Origin of the sequence: Deinococcus sp. JMULE3 (assembly GCF_013337115.1) — a bacterium.
Taxonomy (GTDB): Bacteria; Deinococcota; Deinococci; order Deinococcales; family Deinococcaceae; genus Deinococcus.
The window spans coordinates 300,714-320,390 of record NZ_SGWE01000001.1 but is presented as its reverse complement, the minus strand read 5'-3'; the positions used below and the strand labels follow the sequence as shown (position 1 = coordinate 320,390).

The following is a 19,677-nucleotide window of genomic DNA, read 5'->3' as shown; positions in this document are numbered from 1 at the left end:
GGTCCGTCGTCAGGACGCGGCCGTGGCTGTGGCTGTGGCTGTCGGCAGCGTGAACGAGAAGGTCGCGCCCGCACCGGGCTTCCCTTCGGCGTCCACCTGCCCGCCGTGCCGCTGGATGATGCGGCGCACGTTCGCCAGTCCCACCCCGGTGCCACCGAACTCCTCGGCGCGGTGCAGGCGCTGGAACACCCCGAACAGCTTGTGGGCGTACGCCGGATCGAACCCCACGCCGTTGTCGCGGACGTTCACGCGCCACGCGCCGGGCAGCGGGTCGGCCCACACCTCGATCAGGGGGTCGGCGCGGCGCGCGGTGTACTTCACGGCGTTCGACAGCAGGTTGGTCATGACCTGCCGCATCAGCGCGGCGTCGGCCTGCACGGTCGGCAGTGGCGATACGCGCAGGTTCAGGGGGCGCCCCTCCAGTTCCGGCGCGAGGCTGACCTGCACGCCCCGCACGAGCGCCCCGAGGTCCACGTCGCTCAGGTGCAGTTCCTGCCGCGTGACGCGCGACAGGACCAGCATCGCGTCGATCAGGGCGTTCATCTGCCCGGCGGACTCGGTGATGATGTTCAGGTACCGCTCGGCCTTGGGCTGCCCGCTCAGGTCCCCCAGGGTCCGGCGCAGCAGGTCCGTGAAACCCGCGATGTGCCGCACCGGGGCGCGCAGGTCGTGACTGACCGAGTACGCGAAGGCCTCCAGTTCCTCGTTCGCGGCCTGCAGCGCGGCGTTGCTGCGCGCCGTGTCCTGCGAGGTGCGGCGCAGTTCCGTGACGCTCGCGGCGCGGTCCAGCGCGAGTTGCAGGCTGCGGGTGACGCCCTCGATCAGCGCGCGTTCCGTCGCCGTCCACGGGCGCGGGCTGTACTGCACGATCCCGAACACCCCGATGGGTTCACCGGCCTGCCGCAGCGGCACGGTCGCGGTGGACCCCACGCTGTCGGCGGCGTCCCCCAGCGCGTCGGTGGCCGGATCGTAGGTGTCCTGGTAGTACGGCAGGCCACTCTGCCAGGGAATCAGCAGGTTGCGGGCGTCCTCCAGGGGCAGCCCCCGGTCCACGGCGTCCTGCAGGTCCGGGTTGCGCAGGCTGCCCACCTGTGACCGCAGCCGCCACAGCCCGCCGTCCGGTTCGTAGTACACCGCGAATCCGGGCGGCAGCAGGCTCAGGGTGACGTCCTGCGCGCGGCGGATCAGGGCGTAGCGGTCCTCCTGCGCGCCCAGGTCCCGGCTGAGCTGCGCGAAGGCCTGCAGGGACCGCGCCTGGGCCTGCAGTTCGGCGTGCTGGCTGGCGAGGCGACGCTCGCGGGCGTCGCGGTCCATGGCCTGCGCGAGGCTGCGGCCCACCGCGCGGAACACGCTGCGTTCCCGCGCCGTCCATTCCGGGGCGCGCCGCGTGCCCATCGCCAGCAGCCCCACCGGCTGCCCCTGGTCCAGCACCGGGTACAGGGCGACCGCGCCGAACGCGTCGAGGCCCGGCACCGTGAACGGCACGTCCGTGAAGTTCGGGATGAACCGCGCCTCTCCCTCGCTGAACAGGGACGCGAGGGGACCGCCCATGATCGGCACCCCGGCCCGCAACTGCTGCGCGAGCCGCTCGGGCAGCTCGCCGTGCAGCGTCCCGGCCCGCCAGCGGTCCAGCGAGTCCGCCGGGGCGAGGTACGCGACCGTGACCTGCTCCAGCGTCGTGACGAGCACCTGCGCGGCCTGCCCGGCGAGATCCGCGACGTTCATGGAGTGCGCGGCGCGTTCCTTGAACTCCACCAGCGCGAGCAGCGTGGCGCGCTCCACGGCCAGCTGATGCGCCCGCGCGACCCGGTCGAGCGCCTGCCCGTAGGCGCGGGCGGCGCCGGTGAACACGCCGCGTTCACGGGCACTCCACGCGCGGCGGTCACGGCACCCGGCACTCAGGACCATGACCGGCCATTCCGGCGTGTGGAAGGCCTGAAGGGCCGCGACGCGGTAGGCGACGCTGGCCGGGATCCGCTGCTCGTCGGCGTTCCAGTCGTCGATGAACACGGGTCCGTCGTGCGCCTCGGCCGCGCGGAGTGCCGGGGATTCCGCGACCAGACCGTCCGGGACGGGCGCCTGAACTTCACTGGTGGCGTTGTCGGACACGAACCGGACCACCCAGCGCGTCCCGACGCACTCCAAGACACTGACCGTCACCTCCGGGATGAGGTCGCGCAGCACGTCGGACACCCGGCGGTTCAGGTCACCGAACTCCAGTGCGGACGCGAGGCGCCCGGTGACCTGCAGGAACGCCCCCACCGCCCCGTCCGAGCCGAGTTGTGGCGGGAGCGCCCCCCCGATGCGGGTCAGGCACACGTCGAGCAGGTCAGTCAGGGCTGCGGCGTCCGCACCGGGTCCCTGCACGTCCAGCGTGGCGACCGGCGCGCCGACGCGGGGCAGGGGCGTGCCACCGTCGGGCGTCCAGGGCGTGAGGTGGGCACGCAGGCCGGTGACCGGCGCGGCGTGATCCAGGGCCACCTGAAGTTCATCCAGGGTGGTGGCCCGCGTGAGGGCCCGGATCAGGTCCGTCCAGGGGGCAGCGCCGCGCTCGGTGGTCATCTCGCGCCAACGATACTGTCTGGGCGGCAGGCACGGTCCCGCGCGTGGTCGACAGGTGAAGGGCGAGCGGGGTGGAACCTCCCCGGCTGATTTCGCCCGGACCGAATCCGGCTCGCCGCCGCCAGGCGACGGGACGTGCCGGGACGCGCTATGGTGTGCCAGGAACACACCATCCGCTCTGTTCAGGGCAGAATATAGACACTATGGCCAGACCCAAGACCAAAACCGACGCGGCCCCCGCCCCCACCCCCCACCGCAGCTTCGACGCCCTGATGGCCACCGCCGCGGTCGACAGCCAGATCGAGGCGCTCGTCGAGAGCGGCGCCGATCCGCTGACCGTCGACCGCGCCCTGACCGAGGCGCTCCGCGCCGCGCAGGCCCGCTGGGGCCTGGGCCTGCACCACCTGCGCCACGAGGCGCGCCAGGACGAAGGCGACATCGTCTTCCTCGTGGACGACCGACCCGCCGCGCGCCTCAGCGAAGGCTCGGCCGCGCTGGCCGCCGCGTACGAGGCCATGCGCGCCACCGACGAACGCGGCCTGAGCCTGTGGGGCGCCCTGCCCGACGGCTGGCGCGTCCCGGGCGACACTCCCGCCGCCCGCCTGAAGGTCCTCATCGAGGACGCCCGCGACTTTGAGACGCACTGGACCGCCGCCCGCGCCGACGCCTACCACCGCACCTGGCGTCAGGGCGACACCCTGCACGTCGAGGTGACCCGCCCCGCCAGCGCCGAGGCGGCCCTGTCCGATGCCGCGTGGGACGTCATCACCAGCATCCGCGACCGCACCTTCCAGCGCGAACTGATGCGCCGCAGCGAGGAACACGGCATGCTCGGCGCGCTGCTCGGCGCGCGGCACGCCGGGGCACGCGGCAACCTGAACCTGCTGCCCGACGCGCACTTCACCGTGCAGGCCGCCGTGCACAGCGCCAGCGGCGCCGACGCCCGCAACGCCGACACGCACCGCGCCCTGCTGCGCGCCGCGACCGCCGAACTCGACGAACTGCAGTCCCACAGCACCCGCCAGCTTGCCGAGGTGCTGCGCCACGGCCTGAACAACCGCTGAGCACCCGCCGGACGGACCTGACCGGGCAGCCTGACAGGGCCGCGGGTCAGGTCCGTCCGGTCTACACAAACTGCGGCCGCCCACCGGGGCCGGAGTACCCTGAGCAATCCCAGACGCACACGCAGCCACGCTCAGGAGGTCCACCCGGCATGCAACTCACCGAACGCGAACGCGACAAACTCCTGATCTTTGCGGCCGCCCAGGTCGCCCGTGACCGCCGCGCCCGCGGCCTGAAACTCAACCACCCCGAAGCCGTCGCCCTGATCACCGCCGCCGTCCTCGAAGGCATCCGCGACGGACGGCGCGTCGAGGACCTCATGAGCTGGGGCGCCACGCTCCTCACCCCGGACGACGTGATGGACGGCATCCCCGAACTCATCCACGACATCCAGGTCGAGGGCACCTTCCCCGACGGGACCAAACTCGTCACCATCCACGACCCCATCCGCGGCGGCCACAGCCAGCTGGTGCCCGGCGAGTACCTGCTCGAAGACGGCCACATCGAACTAAACGCCGGACGACCCGTCACGCCCCTCACCGTCGCCAACCGCGCCGACCGCCCCATCCAGATCGGCAGTCACTTCCACTTCTTCGAGGTGAACGCCGGCCTGCACTTCGACCGAGACAGCGCGTACGGCCAGCGCCTGAACATCCCCGCAGGCACCGCCGTCCGCTTCGAACCCGGCGAGGAACGCGACATCGAACTCGTTCCCCTCGGCGGCACCCGCGAAGTCCACGGCATGAACGCCCTCGTCAGCGGCGAACTGGACGGGAACGGCATGAAGGACGCCGCACTGAAACAGGCCAGGGCACAGGGATTTGGGGGGGCGGAATGAGCGGATACGCGCCGCGCGACCCCTCCGGCGCTCCGCGCCACCTCCCCTTGAGGGGAGGCAAAGAACATGTTCTGGCTCCCCTTGACTTGCAAAGCTCCGCAGGAGAGGGGAGCTGGCCGCGAAGCGGACTGAGGGGTTCACCTTCGACCCGACCGGAGGTTTCCCCATGCGTGTAACCCGGAAGCAGTACGCCGACCTGTACGGCCCCACCGTGGGTGACCGGGTGCGCCTGGGTGACACGGGCCTGCTGATCGAGGTGGAGCGGGACTTCACGACCTACGGCGAGGAGGTGAAGTTCGGGGGTGGGAAGGTCATCCGCGACGGGCTGGGCCAGAGCAGCACCGCCACCCGCGAGGATGCGAACGTGCCGGATCTGGTGATCACGAACGCGCTGATTCTGGATCACTGGGGCGTGGTGAAGGCGGACGTGGGCGTGAAGGACGGGCGGATCACGGCCATCGGGAAGGCGGGAAATCCCGGCACGCAGGACGGCGTGAGTCCGGGCCTGACGATCGGGGCGAGTACCGAGATCGTGGCGGGCGAGGGGCACATCCTCACGGCGGGCGGGGTGGACACGCACATTCACTTCATCGCGCCGCAGCAGTGCTGGACGGCGCTGGAGTCGGGCGTGACGACCATGATCGGTGGCGGCACCGGCCCCACGGCGGGCACGTCCGCGACGACCTGCACGCCGGGCGAGTGGCACATCCACCGCATGCTGGAATCCCTGGCGGGGCTGCCGCTGAATTTCGGCCTGCTCGGCAAGGGGAACGCCAGCACCCAGCCGCCGCTGGCGGAGCAGATCCGCGCCGGGGCGCTGGGCCTCAAGCTGCACGAGGACTGGGGGACCACGCCCGCCGCCATCCACGCCGCGCTGAGTGTGGCCGAGGACTTCGACATTCAGGTCGCGATTCACACCGACACGCTGAACGAGTCGGGGTTCGTCGAGGACTCCATCCGGGCGTTCGCGGGGCGCACCATCCACACCTTCCACACCGAGGGTGCCGGGGGCGGGCACGCGCCGGACATCATCAAGGTGGCGGGCCTGCCGAACGTCCTGCCGAGCAGCACCAACCCCACCATGCCGTTCACGGTGAACACCATCCACGAGCACCTCGACATGCTGATGGTCTGCCACCACCTCAGCCCGCGCATTCCCGAGGACGTGAGTTTCGCCGAGAGCCGCATCCGCCCCGAGACGATCGCCGCCGAGGACGTCCTGCACGACCTGGGCGTGTTCAGCATGATGAGCAGCGACAGTCAGGCGATGGGCCGCGTGGGCGAGGTCATCACCCGCACGTGGCAGACGGCGCACAAGATGAAACTCCAGCGCGGCCCGCTGGGCATTCCTGGCCTGGGCACTGACACCCGCGCGGACAACCTGCGCGCCCGGCGGTACGTCGCCAAGTACACCATCAACCCCGCCGTCGCCCACGGCATCGCGCACGAGGTCGGCAGCGTCGAGGTCGGCAAACTCGCCGATCTGGTGCTGTGGAAACCCGCCTTCTTCGGCGCGAAGACCGCGCTTGTCATCAAGGGTGGTCTGGTCGTCGCCGCGCAGATGGGCGACGCGAACGCTTCAATTCCCACGCCGCAGCCCGTGTACCCCCGCCCCATGTTTGCCGCACACGGCGGCGGGCCGGACGCCACCTGCCTGCACTTCGTGTCTCAGGCCAGCCTGGACGCAGACAACCTGCCGGACCTGGGCCGCCGCTACAGCGCCGTGCAGCACACCCGCGACATCGGCAAGCGGGACATGATCCTCAACGCCGAGACACCCGACATCCACGTCAACCCCGAAACCTACGAGGTCCGCGTGAACGGCGAGGTGGTCACCTGCGAACCCCTCGACGAACTGCCACTCGCGCAGCGGTACTTCCTGTTCTGATGCGGTCATTCCCCTCACAGCCCAGCGTTCAGAGCTCGGAGCCTGCTTCCCGTGCATGAGGCGTCGGTTGCCCTGTCGCTGATCGACGTGGCCTCCGAAGTGTTGCGTGAGCACGGCGCGGCGCAGGCGTCGGCGTTGACGGTGCGGGTGGGGGCGTGGTCGAGCGTGGTGCCCGAGGCGTTGCAGGCGGCATTTCCCGCGTGTGCCGAGGGCACGCCGCTGGAGGGCGCGCGGCTGAGCGTGGTGACGGTGCCCGGCGTGGGCGAGTGCCCGGTGCATGGGCGCGTGACGCTGGACGTGACGCGGGGGCTGCGCTGCCCTGAATGCGGCGCGCCGACGCCGACGCTGCTGGCGGGCGATGAACTGGAGCTGGACGAGCTCGAACTGGTGGAACCTGATCTGGAGGACGTATGACGGTAGCGAATCCGCGCATCGTGACGGTGCGGCAGAACATCCTGAAGGCGAATGATCACACGGCGGCCGAGAACCGCGCGGCACTCAAAGCGGCGGGCGTGCGGGCGATCAATCTGGCGAGCAGTCCCGGTGCGGGCAAGACGGCGCTGCTGGAACGCACCCTGCGGGATCTGGCGGGGCAGGTGAGTATGGCGGTCGCGGTGGGGGATCTGGCGACCGAGAACGACGCGGCGCGGCTGCGGCAGCATGGCGCGCAGGCCGAGCAGATCGTCACGGGGACCATCTGTCATCTGGACGCGGCGATGGTGCAGGCGGTCCTGCCGCGTTTCGATCTGGCGGGGCTGGAGGTGCTGTTCCTGGAGAACGTCGGGAACCTCGTGTGCCCCAGTTCGTACGATCTGGGCGAGGCGGCCCGCGCGGTGCTGATCAGCACCACCGAGGGCGAGGACAAGCCGCTGAAGTACCCGACGATGTTCAACACGGCGGACGTGGTGGTGATCACGAAGATGGACCTCGCGGACGCGGTGGGGTTCGACCGGGACCTGTGCCGCGAGAACATCGACCGGGCGCGGCCCGGCGTGCCGGTCATCGAGCTGAGCAGCCGCAGCGGCGCGGGCCTGGACGCATGGTTCGCGTTCGTGCGGGGCGAGCGGGCGTGACCCGGCTGTCCGGGCTGCGCCGCCCGGTGCTGGGCACGGTCACGGCCGCCGGGGCGGTGGCGGGCGAGGTGGTCCTCGTCCCCATGACGGCCGCCGACCGCCGCCGGGTGCGCCGCCGCCTGCGCGCCCCGGACGGCGCGGAACTGCTGCTGGCCCTGCCGACCGGGACGGTGCTGTCGCCCGGCACGCCGCTGGAGGTGCGGGGCGACGTGAGTTACGTCGTCACGGCTGCCCCGGAGGACGTGGCGGTCGTCACGCCGCGCACGCTGGCCGAGGCGGCGGCGCTGGGGCACGCGGTGGGCAACCTGCACCGCGACCTCGTGCCGGACGGGGCGGCGTTCCTGGCACTGTGGGACGCGCCGCTGGAGCTGCTGCTGACGCGGCTGGGGGTGCCGTTCACGCGCGAGGAACGCCCGTTTCATGGCCGCCCGTCCTGGGAGCACGAGTCGTGACGCTGCTGCGCCTGCTGCAACTATCGGACTCGGCGTTTCCGACCGGAGCGTACGCGTTCAGCGACGGGCTGGAGACCCTCACGACGCGCGGCGAGGTCCGCACGCCCGGCGACCTGACGGCGTTCCTGGCGGGGCAGCTCACGCACGGGTGGGGCGCGCAGGACGCGCCCGCCTGCGCGCTGGCGTGGGGCGCCGACCCCGCCACGCTGGCGGACCTCGACGACCTGCTGGACGACCTGAAGCTCGTGCCGGGGCCGCGCGCGGCGAGCACGCGGGTCGGGGCGAACCTGCGACGCGCCGCCACGCACCTCTGGCCGGGCATCGTGGCGACCCTGCCCGCCACGCGGCACCACGCGACCACCTTCGCGCTGCTGGGGCACGCGCTCGGCACGCCCCGCGCGGATACCGTCACGGCGTTCGTGAGCGGCTGGCTGCTGGGCCGCGCCACCTCCGCCACGCGCCTGATGAAACTCGGCGGGCTGGACGCCCAGCGCTGCGCCGCCCACTGCGAGGGGGCCGCGCAGGCCTGCATCCACGCGGCGCTGCACGCCACCCCTGACGACCTCTTTACCTTCACCCCGCACCTGGACGTCGCCGCGAGCGAACAGCCCCGGCTGGACGCGCGACTGTTCCAGACGTGACCCTCCCCGACCTGAACCTCAAGGAGACCCCATGACCCACCACACCCCCTCCTCTCCGCTGCGGATCGGCGTGGGCGGCCCGGTCGGCAGTGGCAAGACGGCGCTGCTGGAGGCGCTGTGCCGCGCGCTGCGCGACCGTTTCGAGCTGGCCGTCATCACGAACGACATCTACACCTTCGAGGACCAGCGGATCCTGACGGCCGCGGCCGCGTTGCCCGCCGACCGCATCCGGGGCGTGCAGACGGGCGGCTGTCCGCACACCGCGATCCGCGAGGACGCCTCACTGAATCAGGAGGCGGCGGAGGCCCTGACGCGCGAGTATCCGGGCCTGGAGCTGCTGTTCATCGAGTCGGGCGGGGACAACCTGGCCTCCAGCTTCTCGCCGGAGCTGGTGGACGCATGGATGTTCGTGCTGGACGTGTCCGGCGGCGAGAAGGTGCCGCGCAAGGGCGGCCCCGGCATCCGCGCCAGTGACCTGCTGGTGATCAACAAGACGGACCTCGCGCCGCTGGTCGGGGCGGACCTGCGCGTGATGGACGCCGACGCGCGGGCCGGGCGCACGGTGGGGGGCGAGGTGCGGCCCTTCGTGTTCACGAACCTCAAGAGTGGCGACGGGCTGGCGGACGTGATCGCGTGGATCGAGCACGACCTGCTGTTCCGGGACGTGCCGCCGCCCCGCGTGGGATTGCAGGACACGGGCCAACGGGGAGCGCCGGTCTGACCCTGCCCCGCCCCCTGTCTTCCGGCACCCTGCTGGCCCGCACGCGCACGGGCGTGCTGCACCTGCACTTCGGCGTGCGGGGCGGACGGACCGCGCTGCTGCGGGACACGCAGAAGGCGCCGCTGATGGTCATCCGGCCCTTCGAACTGCCGTGCGGGACGCTGATGGTCTTCATCGTGAACCCGACCGGCGGCGTGCTGGGCGGCGATCACGCCGAGATCCGCGTGACGGTGGAGGCGGGCGCGCAGGTGCTGATCCTCACGCAGTCCGCCACACGGGTACAGCCCTCGCCGGATGGTCGCCCCGCCACGCAGGACGTTCACTTCACGGTGGCGGCGGGCGCGCGGCTGGAATTCCACCCGGAACGCACCATTCCCTTCGCCGGGAGTGCGTTCACGCAGACCCTGACCGCCGAGCTGGAGGTCGGCGCGCAGTTCGCCCTGACCGAGACGCTCGCGTCGGGCCGGGTGCAGACCGGCGAGCGGCTGGCCTTCCTGTCCTACGAGAGTCGCGTGCAGGTGAGTGTCGCGGGGCGGCGGGTGTACCTGGACCGGCAGCGCCTCGTGCCGGGCGAATTCACCCGCGCGCCGGGCGTGTGGAGCGGGCAGGACTATCAGGCGTCCGGGGTGTTCGTCGGCGGCCCGGTCCCGGCGGACCTGCCGGACGTGCCGGGCGTGCTGGCCTCCGGGGTGTCGGCGGGCGGCGCGGTGTGGCTGCGCGGCGTCGCGGCGCGCGGACCGGTGCTGGACGCCACACTGAGCGGGGCGCGCGACCAGCTGCGGGCCGCCATGTGGCACGCGCCGCCCGTGCAGGTGCGGCGCTGAGCGCAGGTCCAGCGCCCGGTGCCCGGTACAGTGCAGTCATGGTCCCGTCCTCCCGCGCCCGCCTGATCGACCTGTCCGTCCCGCTGAGCAACGCCACGAGCGACTTCGAACCGAACCCGCACCGCATCACGTACGTGGATCACGCGCAGGCCGCCGGGCAGGCGCGCGGCCTGCTGAACCTTCCGGAGCCCGCGATGAACGCCGTGCTGGCGCGCGGGCACGTCTGGAGTGTCGAGAACGTCACCCTGAGCACCCACAGCGGCACGCACGTGGACGCCCCGTACCATTACGGGCCGCGCATGGCGGACGGCAGCGCCCCGCTGACCATCGATCAGGTGCCACTCGACTGGTGCTGGGGGCGCGGCGTGCGCCTGGACGTCCGGCACCTCGCGCCGGGCGCGGGCATCACCGCCAGTGACGTGCAGGCCGCGCTGGACGCCGCCGGGCACACCCTGGCGGCGGGGGACGTGGTGCTGACCCTGACCGGCGCGAGCGCGCACTACCGCGAGGCCGGGTACGAGCAGCGGCACGCCGGGTACACCCGCGACGGGCTGGCGTGGCTGGTCGAGCGGGGCGTGCGCCTGATCGGCATCGACGCGTGGGGCATCGACCGGCCCTTCGGTCCGCTGATCCAGGACGCCGTGGCAGGCCGCGCGGAGTTCTGGGAGGCGCACTTCTACGGCCTGGAACGCCCGTACCTGCAGATCGAGAAGCTGTGCAACCTGGAATCACTGCCCGCGACGGGCTTCACGGTGATGGCGTTTCCTGTGAAGGTCGAGGGGGCCAGTGCCGGGTGGGCGCGGGTGGTGGCGTTCGTGGAGTGAACCGGGGGTCCGGGCCACAGTGCGGCGATTTTACAGCGCGGCGGGGTCACAGCACGGCGGAGTCGAGGGGGCGCAGGTGGTCGCTGCTGCCCATGGTGGGGGGCGCGGCGGCCCAGCGGCGCACGCGGTTGCGTCCGGCGCGCTTGGCGGCGTACAGGGCCTCGTCGGCGCCGCGCAGGATGGCGTCGCCGGGCAGGTCGGCGGCGCGGGCCGCGCCGATGGAGACGGTCAGGGTCCAGGGAACGTCCGGGAAGACGCTGCGTTCCACGGCGGCCCGGACGCGCTCGGCGACGCCGTCGAGCGCCTGGGCGGGCAGGCTGCGCAGGATCACGGCGAATTCCTCGCCGCCGTAGCGGTAGGCGCGGTCCTCGCCGCGGCTGGCGCTGGCGAGCAGGCGGCCCAGCTGGGTCAGGACCGTGTCGCCGGTGGGGTGGCCCAGGGTGTCGTTCACGCGTTTGAAGTGGTCGAGGTCGATGAGCAGCAGCGCGTCGGCGCCTGTGAGGGTCTGGAGGTCCTGCTGGAACTGTCGGCGGTTCCCCAGGCCGGTCAGGGGGTCGGTGAGGCTCTGGCGCTGCGCCTGGGCGTGCAGGGTGCGCAGTTCGTTCAGGTGGCGTTCCAGCGCGGCGTTGCGGGCGCGGGTGTCGTCCATGCCGCGCAGGATGTCCATCAGGCGCGCGGCGTGGCGGGTCTGTCCGGCGTGGGCGCGCCGTTCGTGCTGCCGGGCGAGTTTCAGGTGCCGCAGGGCGCCCCGGTCGTCCCCGGTGTCCTCCAGCGCCTCCGAGAGCTGTTCGTGCAGCAGGCCCGCGCGGTAGTGGCTGCCCAGGTCGGGGCGGTCGAGTACGCCCCGCAGGAGCCGCGCGGCCTCGTGCGGGGGGAGGTGCAGGCTGAGCGCGGGCACGACCTCGACCTGCACGTCCAGGTGCGGGGAGTCCAGCAGGGCGCGCAGCCGGTCGAGTTCCGCGTCGGGGCGGGGCAGGCGGCCCTGGTGCGCGGCGCGGACGGCGCCGTGCAGGGTCCAGGCCTCGATGCTGGGGTGGTGGGCGATCAGCGGGTCGCTCAGGGCCGCGCGGTGCAGGCGCAGGGCGGAGTCGTACTGTCCGGCTTCACGGTCGAGTTCACCCAGGTTGCCGTGCACGAGCAGGTCCCCGATGGGGTAACGGCAGCGCCGGAAGGCGTCCCTGGCCTGCAGCAGCAGTTCGCGGGAGCGGGCGGGGTTCAGGTGGCGCAGTTGCACCGCCAGGTCGTGGATGCCCGACGCGCGCAGTTCGGTGATGTCCAGCGCCTCGCACAGCTGGATCTGCTCGTCCAGCAGGGTCAGGGCGAGGTCCGGTTCGTTCAGGTCCCCGGCGAGGCACGACAGGACGCTCGCGGCGCGGGCCTGCCAGACGCTGGGTCCCTCGGCGCGCAGGGTGGTCAGCGCGGCGGCGAGGCAGCGGGTCGCCCCCTCGAAGTCTCCTGCCCGCCAGTCCAGGTACGCGTGGACGACCTGCGCTTCCAGTTCGGCGCGGCCCTCGGCGCTGCGGCGCGCCAGCGTGCGGGCCTGGACGGGGTCCAGGTCGCGCAGGGTCCAGGCGTGGTCGGCGAGGTGCAGGCTTGCGGGCATGGGGGCTCCTGTGGCGGGAGGGATCTCCTGGACCGAGTGTGCCGCGCCGCGCCTCTCACAGTCCTTGCGCGCTGTCAGGTAAAGGTGAGGCGTGCTACCTTCATCGTCACCTGAGTGCGGGGAAGTCCGGTGAGAGTCCGGCGCTGTCGCGCAGCGGTATGCGTTCATGGAACGCGAGCCCGAATGCCCCTCAGGGACGCCCGATTTACGGGCACCTCTCGCCGTCAGAGGGCCATGTCAGGACCGCTCCGTCACGGAGGCGGGCCGGGGCCCCACCGGGCCACAGCGGATTCTCGCGCCGCTGGACGTCCGGGCTGTTCCCGCCCGCGCCCCCACATACACGGAGCTTCACCATGCGTACACCCCCCGTCCTGATCCTGGCCCTGCTGGCCTCCCCTGCCGCCGCGACCTCCTACCCGCTGACCGTCACGGACGACCTGGGGCGCAGCGTCACCCTGAAGGCCGAACCGCGGCGCATCATCGCCATGCTGCCCAGCCACACCGAGACGCTCGCCGCCATCGGCGCGGCCGACACACTGGTCGCGGTGGACGTGTACAGCAACTATCCGCAGGCGGTCGTGAGCCGCGTGCCGAAGGTCGGCAGCGCGTACCAGCCGGACCTGGAGGCGATCGTGGCGCTCAAGCCCGATCTGGTGCTCGCCGACGAGTCGGCCGGGTCGCGCCTGACGCAGAAGCTCGCGCAGGCGGGCCTGACCGTGTACGGCGGGACGGGCCAGACGTACGGCGAGGTGTTCGAGAAGATCGCCATGCTGGGCAAGCTCACCAACCGCGAGGCGAACGCCACGCGTCTGACGACGGCCATGCGCGCCGAACTGAACGCCCTGCAGCGCAGCGTGGCGGGCCTGCCGAAGGTCAGCACGTACTACGAGATCGACCCCAGCCCGTACTCGGTCGGACCGAACTCGTTCATCGGGACGCTGATCACGAAGGCCGGCGGGCAGACCATCGTGCCGCCCGCGCTGGGCGACTTCCCGAAACTCGACCCGGAACTGATCGTGCGGCGCAACCCGCAGGTCATGGTGGGCCTCACGCTGGAGGACGCCCGCTCGCGTCCCGGCTGGGCTGGCCTGCGCGCCGTGACGTCCGGGCGGGTGTTCAGACCCACCGCCGAGGAACGCGACGCCCTGAGCCGTCCCGGCCCGCGCCTGGCGCAGGCGCTGCGCGCCCTGATCCGCTTCCTGCACCCCGAGGCGCGCCTGTGACCGACGCCCCCACCCCCGACCGGACCGGCACCGACAACACTGCAGTCAGCACGGAGGAACGCCGCGCGCGCGCCATGCAGGACCTCACCGCGCAGCGCGACGCGTACCGCAAACCCGAGGGGATCAGCAAGGGCCGCCGCGGCCTGCTGATCGTGAACACCGGCAACGGCAAGGGCAAGACGACCGCCGCGCTGGGCCTGATGATCCGCGCGCACGGACGCGGCCTGAAGGCGCGGATGTTCCAGTTCCTGAAGCACGACACCGCGAAGTTCGGCGAGCACCGCACCCTGGACCTGCTGGGCATCCCGTACCAGGGCCTCGGGGACGGCTGGACGTGGCGCAGCCGCGACCTGGAGAACTCGGCGGCGCTGGCCGCGCACGGCTGGGAACTCGCGCGGGACGCCATCCAGTCCGGCGAGGACGACCTGATCGTCCTGGACGAGTTCACGTACCCCCTCAAGTACGGCTGGGTGCCCTGGGCGGACGTGGAAGCCACCCTGCGCGCCCGCGACCCCCGCCTGCACGTGGTCATCACCGGCCGGGACGCCCTGCCGGAACTCGTGGCACTGGCCGACACGGTCAGTGAGATCCATCCCGTCAAGCACGCCTACGAGCAGGGGATCGGCGGGCAGACCGGCATCGAGTACTGACGGCACCATTCGTACGGACTCATAGAGCGGCGCAGCAGAGCGGGCAGGCGAGCCACGCGAGTCAGCTCGCGCACCGGGGGACAGCGGTTGAAGGTGAAATCGGGGGGGTGCCCCTTCCGGCGCGGGGGCGCCGGGCGTCCCGTTCATGAGTGCCGCCCGGTCGGCCTCCCCCACCCGGGGGCAGGTGACGTGAAGGGAACGCACACACACTCACGCGTGAAAAAAACTACACTACCTGAGCCGCTCTGTGAAGTTCACCTCATCTCGCCGGAGGATTCCATGTTCAGAACCCTGACCCTGCTCGCCGCCCTTGGCCTCGGCTCCGCCCTGGCCGACCGACCCGAGACCACCATCCTGCCGGACGGCGTGGTCGTCAAGATCGACCTGCCCGGCTACCCGCGCGGGAACGGCGGCAGTTACGGGGAGAACCACCCCAACAAGCTCCTGATCTGCCACGCGACGAGCGCCGTGGACAGCAACGGCTACGTGGTGATCAGCGTCTCTCAGCAGGCCTACGACGCGCACATGGCGCACGAACACCTGAACCAGAACGGCAAGCAGGCGCGGGACGAACTGTACTTCAACGGCCTGATCTGCACCCGCCCCCCCGTCTGACGGCGGGGTCAGTACACCGGCACCGGCTGTTCCCGCTGGTGCCGGTTCCACATCGCCTGCCGGACGATGCCCGCTGACGCCTCGAGCAGTTCCCGCTGCCGCGCTGACCACGCGCGGCCCGTTCCGGTCAGGGCGTACGCGGCGACGTACTGCGCGCCGTGGAACGCGCCCAGCGGCACGTAGGCCACGGCGTCCCCTCCGGCCTGCGCGACCGCCGCGGCGGCGCCGTCCTGCTGGGCGTAGTCGTGCGCGTAGTGCGGGGTGTCGCGGTCGGCGACCTGCCACGCGAGCCCCTCGCCACGCGGGAGCTGGTCGGGCAGCGCGGCGTGGAACGCTTCTCCGGCGGCGCTGCCGGTCCAGTGGGTCAGGGCGGTCATGACGTGATCCAGGCGCAGCAGCGCGGCCCAGTCCACCCCGGCGCTGTGCGCGGTCAGCGGCAGCGCGAAGGTGGCGGTCTCCTCGACGGACAGGTCCAAGTTGGTCAGCTGACTGACGCCCAGCAGCGCCTCGGCGAGGGTCTGGGCGTCCTGCACGGTGCGCAGCAGGCCCGCGCGGGCCTCGGCTTCCTGGGTCAGGGTGCGCTGCGTGAAGCGCAGTTCCAGTTCGGTCACGACCGACTGCGCCAGGTCGGTCAGCAGCGCCCGGTCCGATTCGGGGAAGGTCTCGCGGGGCCGCTGGTCGATCACGCACAGGCTGCCCAGCCGGAAGCCGTCCGGGGTGACCAGTGGCGCGCCGGCGTAGAAGCGGATGTGGGGCGCGCCGGTCACGAGCGGGTTGTGTTCGAACAGCGGGTCGCGCGTGGCGTCCAGGATGACCATGACCCCGTCGGACTGGATGGTGTACGTGCAGAACGACACGGACCGGTCGGTCTGGCGCAGGTCCAGGCCGAGGCACGCCTTGAACCACTGGCGGTCCTGGTCCACGAGCGTGACCAGCGCGATGGGCGCGTGGAACAGTCGCGCGGCGATGCGGGTCACGCGGTCGAAGGCGTTCTCCGGCAGGGTGTCCAGCACGGCGTACCGGGCCAGGGCGTTCAGTCGGTCCGCTTCGGGGGTCATGCGGGCATCATGACACTCCGCTGTGCAGGCGCGGCGTGACGTTTTGCACCGGCGCGCGTCAATGAACGTGGGCGTGAGAAGTCTGCAAGAGGCGCCGCCGCACAGTCGAAGCATGTCAGTCGCCCCTCTCGCATGGATGCCTGTGGGCCTGCCGGTGAGGCGGGTTCGTGTGGATGGACGCGCCGCCCGGTGCACGGGAGGGAGGCCGTGATGACGGCGGAGTTCATGGACCTGTTCGCGGAGGAGGCCGCCGGGCACCTCGCGCAGTTGCGGCGCCTGTGCCGCGAGCCGGACACGCAGTGGCAGGCGGCGTTCGTGGCGGCGCACACGCTGAAGGGCAGCGCGGCGATGCTGGACGTGCGCGGGGTGCAGCTGGTCGCGGCCGAGCTGGAGCGGCTGCTGGGCGGCGAGCCGCCGAACGGTTCACCCGCGTGGCTGGCGGACGCCGGGATCGCGTGCGAGGTGCTGGGGGCGGAACTGGGGGACCTGCGGCCCGGCGCGGCCCCGTCTGCGGCGGCGAGCGACCTGTGCGGGCGCCTGCGCGGGTATGACAGCGGCGGTGGCCCGTGACGCCCGAGCCGCTGCACGTCCTGATCGTGGACGACAGCGCCCTGATGCGCGCCATGCTCCGGCAGTCGCTGCAGGGGCTCGGGGCGCGCGTGGAGGCCCCGGCGACGCTGGACGGGGCGCGTGAGGCGCTGGGGCTGCGCGGCGGGCACACGGACGTGGACGTGCTGCTGCTGGACCTGGTGATGCCCGGCACGGACGGCCTGACGTTCCTGCGGGAACTGCGCGCTCACGCGCACCTGCAGGACCTGAGCGTGATCATGGTCACGGCGCTGCAGGAGGACGACCGGTTGGACGAGGCCTTCGCGGCGGGCGCGAACGATTACGTCACGAAACCCGTGCGGCCCACGGTGCTGTGCGCGCGGACCCTGCACGCGGCGCGGCTGACGCGGGCGCTGCGGGCGCGGCGGGAACGCGAGGCGCAACTGGAACTCATGACGGCGTCCCTGCGCAGCCTGAACGAGCAACTGACGGAACTGAGCGTCACGGACGGCCTGACCGGGATCGCCAACCGACGGGCGTTCGACGCGCACCTGGACCGCGCGCTGTCCCTGCACGCCCGCAGCGGCCTGAGCGTCACGCTGATCATGCTGGACATCGATCACTTCAAGCGGTACAACGACACGCTCGGCCACCCGGCCGGGGACGCGTGCCTGCAGGAGGTCGCGGCGCTGCTGCGCGACTGCACGCCGCGCCGCACCGACCTGACCGCCCGCTACGGCGGCGAGGAGTTCGCGCTGCTGCTGCTCGACACGGACCTGACCGGGGGGCTGACGGTCGCGCGGCGGGTCATCTCGGCCCTCACGGAGCGCCGCCTGCCGCATCCGGGGCACCCGCTGGGGTACGTGACGGTCAGCCTGGGGGTGGCCTGCACGGAACTCACGGGGGAGGTGCCGCTGCGCGAGGCAGCGGATCAGGCGCTGTACCGCGCCAAGCACGCGGGCCGCAACGGCGCGTTCGCCTGGACGCACCCGCTGGACGTGCCGGGCGCGCCGGACGTGCGGCCTCCCACGCCTGCGGGGTCCGGGGCGGATCAGCCGCCCACCTGAACCGGACACGCCCCGGCCGCTGCCCCCGGCGGGCCGGATGCGGCGGGCCGTTCCGGTCGCCTAGAGTGTCGGGCATGCGTCTGCGTCACCTGCTGCTCCTGACCCAGTTGCCGTTCTGGGCGCTGCTGCTGGCGACCTTCCTGGTCCTGCAGGGAAGCCTGGACCGCCGGGTGCAGACCCTGGCGCAGGTCACCGAGACCCGCACGCAGCTGGAACACACGGCGGAGCTGCTGACGCACGTCCTGGACATGGAGACCGGTGTGCGGGGCTATGTGATCGCGGGGCAACCGGCGTTCCTGGAACCGTACTACCGGGGCGAGGCGGCGTACCCGGCGGTGATCGACGCGCTGCGCGGAGGCGCGACCCTGGGTGACGCGGACCGCGCGCGGCTGGGGCAGGTCTCGGACCTGATCCGGCAGTGGCAGGCGGAGATCGCGCAGCCCGAGATCCGCCTGCGGCCCGACCGGCCCGCCGAGGCGGAGGCGATGGTGCGTAGCGGCCGGGGCAAACGGATCCTGGATCAGATCCGGGCAGACATCGGCGGGATCGAAGAATCGCTCGGGCGGCAGTTGCGGGACGTGGACGCCCGCGCGCAGGCGCAACTGGGGGAACTGCGCCGGGTGCTGGTGGGCGCGGCAGTGACACTGCTGCTGCTCAGCGTGGGGATCACGCTGCTCACGGCGCGGCTGCTGACCGGGCCGCTCTCGGCACTGGGGCGCGGCACGCGGCGCGTGACGGATCACGGCGCGGCGACCGTCACCGAGCGGGGACCGCGGGAGTACCGCGAGCTGGCCGGGGCGTTCAACCGCATGGCGCGCGGCGTGCAGGAGGCGCGGGCGTCGTCGGCGCGCGCGGCGGACGAGCTCGCGACCCGCAACGCGTGGCTGAGCGATCTGGCGCGCCTGAGTGACGCGCTGCAGGCGGCCCGCAGCGTCGCGGAGGGCACGGAGATCCTGGCGCGGGCGCTGCCGCACCTGCTGCCGGGCACGAGTGGTCAACTCGCGCAGCACAACGCGTCGCGGAACCTGCTGCTCCCGGCGGCGGCGTGGGGCGAGGAGATGCTCACGCCCGGCCCGGAGTCCTGCTGGGCGCTGCGGCGCGGTGAGACGCAGGGGGACGGAGCGGGGAGACCCTTCATGCCCGGCTGCGCGGGAATGCCGGGCGGGTACCTGTGCGCGCCGCTGTTCTCGCACGGGGAGACACTGGGCCTGATCCGCGTGCAGCCGGGACCGGACGCGGACCTGGGCGCGCTGCGTGAGGCGCTGAACGACGTGGCGCGGCAGGTGGCGCTGGCCCTGGCGAGTCTGCGCCTGCAGGACCGGCTGCTGCAGCAGTCCATCCGGGACCCGCTGACGGGCCTGTTCAACCGCCGTCACCTGGAGGCGCAGCTGGCGTCAGGCGTCGCGGCGGCGCAGGGGGGCGAGCCGCTGAGCGTGGTGGCGCTGGACATCGATCACTTCAAGCGCCTGAACGACACGTTCGGGCACGACGCAGGGGACGCGGCGCTCGTGCGGGTCAGCGCGGCGCTGCGCGAGGTGGCGCCGCCCGGCAGCACCCCGGCGCGGCCCGGCGGGGAGGAATTCACGCTGCTGCTCCCGCAGACGGATGTGGGGCAGGCGGCGGCGCTGGCCGAGACGCTGCGCGCGCGGGTGGCGGCGCTGGACCTGTCGCACGACGGGATCGCGCTGGGGCAGGTGACGGTGTCACTGGGCGTGGCGGGCCTCACGCCGGGCGGCAGCGGGGAGGCGCTGGTCGCGGCGGCGGATCAGGCGCTGTACGCCGCCAAACGCGCCGGGCGGAACCGCGTGGTGGTGGCGGGCGTACAGGAGCGGGCCGACCGGTCGTGATCCGGTCGGCCCGCAGAGCCGGGAGTCATACGGGATTCAAGTGATTCCACGTCATTCCGAGTCGCCCGGTGGCCCCCTCACCCTTCCGTCGCTTCGCTCCTCAGCTGCGCCGCTCTGCGAGTCCCTCCCTCTCCCCCTGTGGGAGAGGGGACAACGGAACGCGATCACGGTGCAAGCAGG

Annotated in this window: 19 protein-coding genes and 1 riboswitch; of the genes, 16 read left to right on the top strand and 3 right to left on the bottom strand. The window is 72.3% G+C overall.

Going from position 1 to position 19,677, the window contains the following annotated elements:
- Positions 1-9 precede the first annotated feature (9 nt).
- On the bottom strand, positions 10-2,562 hold the full coding sequence (locus EXW95_RS01290; protein WP_174366000.1) for an ATP-binding protein: 2,553 nt from the start codon (positions 2,560-2,562) through the stop codon (positions 10-12).
- Positions 2,563-2,765: 203 nt separating this feature from the next.
- On the opposite strand from EXW95_RS01290, the gene EXW95_RS01285 reads away from it, so the two are divergent.
- The 10 genes from EXW95_RS01285 to EXW95_RS01240 all read left to right on the top strand — a co-directional run bounded on the left by EXW95_RS01285 (position 2,766) and on the right by EXW95_RS01240 (position 10,885).
- Positions 2,766-3,626, top strand: coding sequence for a DNA repair protein (locus EXW95_RS01285; protein WP_174365999.1), 861 nt, complete (start codon positions 2,766-2,768; stop codon positions 3,624-3,626).
- 149 nt (positions 3,627-3,775) lie between these two features.
- On the top strand, positions 3,776-4,462 hold the full coding sequence (locus EXW95_RS01280) for an urease subunit gamma (protein WP_174365998.1): 687 nt from the start codon (positions 3,776-3,778) through the stop codon (positions 4,460-4,462).
- Between the two features lie 166 nt (positions 4,463-4,628).
- Positions 4,629-6,350 (top strand): urease subunit alpha, encoded by a 1,722-nt coding sequence (gene ureC / locus EXW95_RS01275; protein ID WP_174365997.1) that lies wholly within the window; start codon positions 4,629-4,631, stop codon positions 6,348-6,350.
- Between the two features lie 51 nt (positions 6,351-6,401).
- The gene (locus tag EXW95_RS01270) at positions 6,402-6,764 is read left to right on the top strand and encodes a hydrogenase/urease maturation nickel metallochaperone HypA (protein ID WP_174365996.1); all 363 of its coding nucleotides are present in this window, start codon (positions 6,402-6,404) and stop codon (positions 6,762-6,764) included.
- Complete coding sequence (hypB, locus tag EXW95_RS01265; RefSeq protein WP_174365995.1) at positions 6,761-7,423, top strand: hydrogenase nickel incorporation protein HypB; 663 nt, start codon at positions 6,761-6,763, stop codon at positions 7,421-7,423. The genes EXW95_RS01270 and hypB overlap by 4 nt, the downstream gene beginning before the upstream one ends.
- The gene (gene ureE / locus EXW95_RS01260) at positions 7,420-7,875 is read left to right on the top strand and encodes an urease accessory protein UreE (protein WP_174365994.1); all 456 of its coding nucleotides are present in this window, start codon (positions 7,420-7,422) and stop codon (positions 7,873-7,875) included. The genes hypB and ureE overlap by 4 nt, the downstream gene beginning before the upstream one ends.
- The gene (locus EXW95_RS01255; RefSeq protein WP_371809869.1) at positions 7,872-8,516 is read left to right on the top strand and encodes an urease accessory protein UreF; all 645 of its coding nucleotides are present in this window, start codon (positions 7,872-7,874) and stop codon (positions 8,514-8,516) included. Before ureE ends, EXW95_RS01255 begins: the two co-directional genes overlap by 4 nt.
- Before the next feature lie 31 nt (positions 8,517-8,547).
- Positions 8,548-9,237 (top strand): urease accessory protein UreG, encoded by a 690-nt coding sequence (ureG, locus tag EXW95_RS01250; protein WP_174365993.1) that lies wholly within the window; start codon positions 8,548-8,550, stop codon positions 9,235-9,237.
- Between the two features lie 53 nt (positions 9,238-9,290).
- A complete protein-coding gene (locus EXW95_RS01245) occupies positions 9,291-10,061 on the top strand; it encodes an urease accessory protein UreD (protein WP_371809868.1) in 771 nt (256 codons plus the stop codon).
- Between the two features lie 38 nt (positions 10,062-10,099).
- Positions 10,100-10,885: a cyclase family protein gene (locus EXW95_RS01240; RefSeq protein WP_174365992.1), complete on the top strand. Its 786-nt coding sequence runs from the start codon at positions 10,100-10,102 to the stop codon at positions 10,883-10,885.
- A gap of 46 nt (positions 10,886-10,931) precedes the next feature.
- Here EXW95_RS01240 and EXW95_RS01235 read toward each other — a convergent pair whose 3' ends face one another.
- Positions 10,932-12,488 (bottom strand): diguanylate cyclase, encoded by a 1,557-nt coding sequence (locus tag EXW95_RS01235; protein WP_174365991.1) that lies wholly within the window; start codon positions 12,486-12,488, stop codon positions 10,932-10,934.
- Between the two features lie 94 nt (positions 12,489-12,582).
- A riboswitch (cobalamin riboswitch) is annotated at positions 12,583-12,698 on the top strand.
- 143 nt (positions 12,699-12,841) lie between these two features.
- Between EXW95_RS01235 and EXW95_RS01230 the strand changes: the two genes are divergently transcribed.
- The 3 genes from EXW95_RS01230 to EXW95_RS01220 all read left to right on the top strand — a co-directional run bounded on the left by EXW95_RS01230 (position 12,842) and on the right by EXW95_RS01220 (position 14,976).
- Positions 12,842-13,711, top strand: a complete 870-nt coding sequence (locus EXW95_RS01230; protein ID WP_174365990.1) for an ABC transporter substrate-binding protein — start codon at positions 12,842-12,844, stop codon at positions 13,709-13,711.
- The gene (gene cobO / locus EXW95_RS01225; RefSeq protein WP_174365989.1) at positions 13,708-14,361 is read left to right on the top strand and encodes a cob(I)yrinic acid a,c-diamide adenosyltransferase; all 654 of its coding nucleotides are present in this window, start codon (positions 13,708-13,710) and stop codon (positions 14,359-14,361) included. The genes EXW95_RS01230 and cobO overlap by 4 nt, the downstream gene beginning before the upstream one ends.
- A 279-nt stretch (positions 14,362-14,640) precedes the next feature.
- Positions 14,641-14,976 carry a hypothetical protein gene (locus tag EXW95_RS01220; protein ID WP_174365988.1) on the top strand — a complete coding sequence of 112 codons (336 nt, stop codon included), beginning with the start codon at positions 14,641-14,643 and terminating at the stop codon, positions 14,974-14,976.
- A gap of 8 nt (positions 14,977-14,984) precedes the next feature.
- On the opposite strand, the gene EXW95_RS01215 is transcribed toward EXW95_RS01220, so the two are convergent.
- Positions 14,985-16,034: a GAF domain-containing protein gene (locus EXW95_RS01215; RefSeq protein ID WP_174365987.1), complete on the bottom strand. Its 1,050-nt coding sequence runs from the start codon at positions 16,032-16,034 to the stop codon at positions 14,985-14,987.
- A gap of 210 nt (positions 16,035-16,244) precedes the next feature.
- Between EXW95_RS01215 and EXW95_RS01210 the strand changes: the two genes are divergently transcribed.
- The 3 genes from EXW95_RS01210 to EXW95_RS01200 all read left to right on the top strand — a co-directional run bounded on the left by EXW95_RS01210 (position 16,245) and on the right by EXW95_RS01200 (position 19,497).
- Positions 16,245-16,604, top strand: coding sequence for an Hpt domain-containing protein (locus EXW95_RS01210; protein WP_174365986.1), 360 nt, complete (start codon positions 16,245-16,247; stop codon positions 16,602-16,604).
- Positions 16,601-17,650 carry a diguanylate cyclase gene (locus EXW95_RS01205; protein WP_174365985.1) on the top strand — a complete coding sequence of 350 codons (1,050 nt, stop codon included), beginning with the start codon at positions 16,601-16,603 and terminating at the stop codon, positions 17,648-17,650. Before EXW95_RS01210 ends, EXW95_RS01205 begins: the two co-directional genes overlap by 4 nt.
- A 74-nt stretch (positions 17,651-17,724) precedes the next feature.
- Positions 17,725-19,497: a diguanylate cyclase gene (locus EXW95_RS01200; RefSeq protein WP_174365984.1), complete on the top strand. Its 1,773-nt coding sequence runs from the start codon at positions 17,725-17,727 to the stop codon at positions 19,495-19,497.
- Positions 19,498-19,677: the final 180 nt, after the last annotated feature.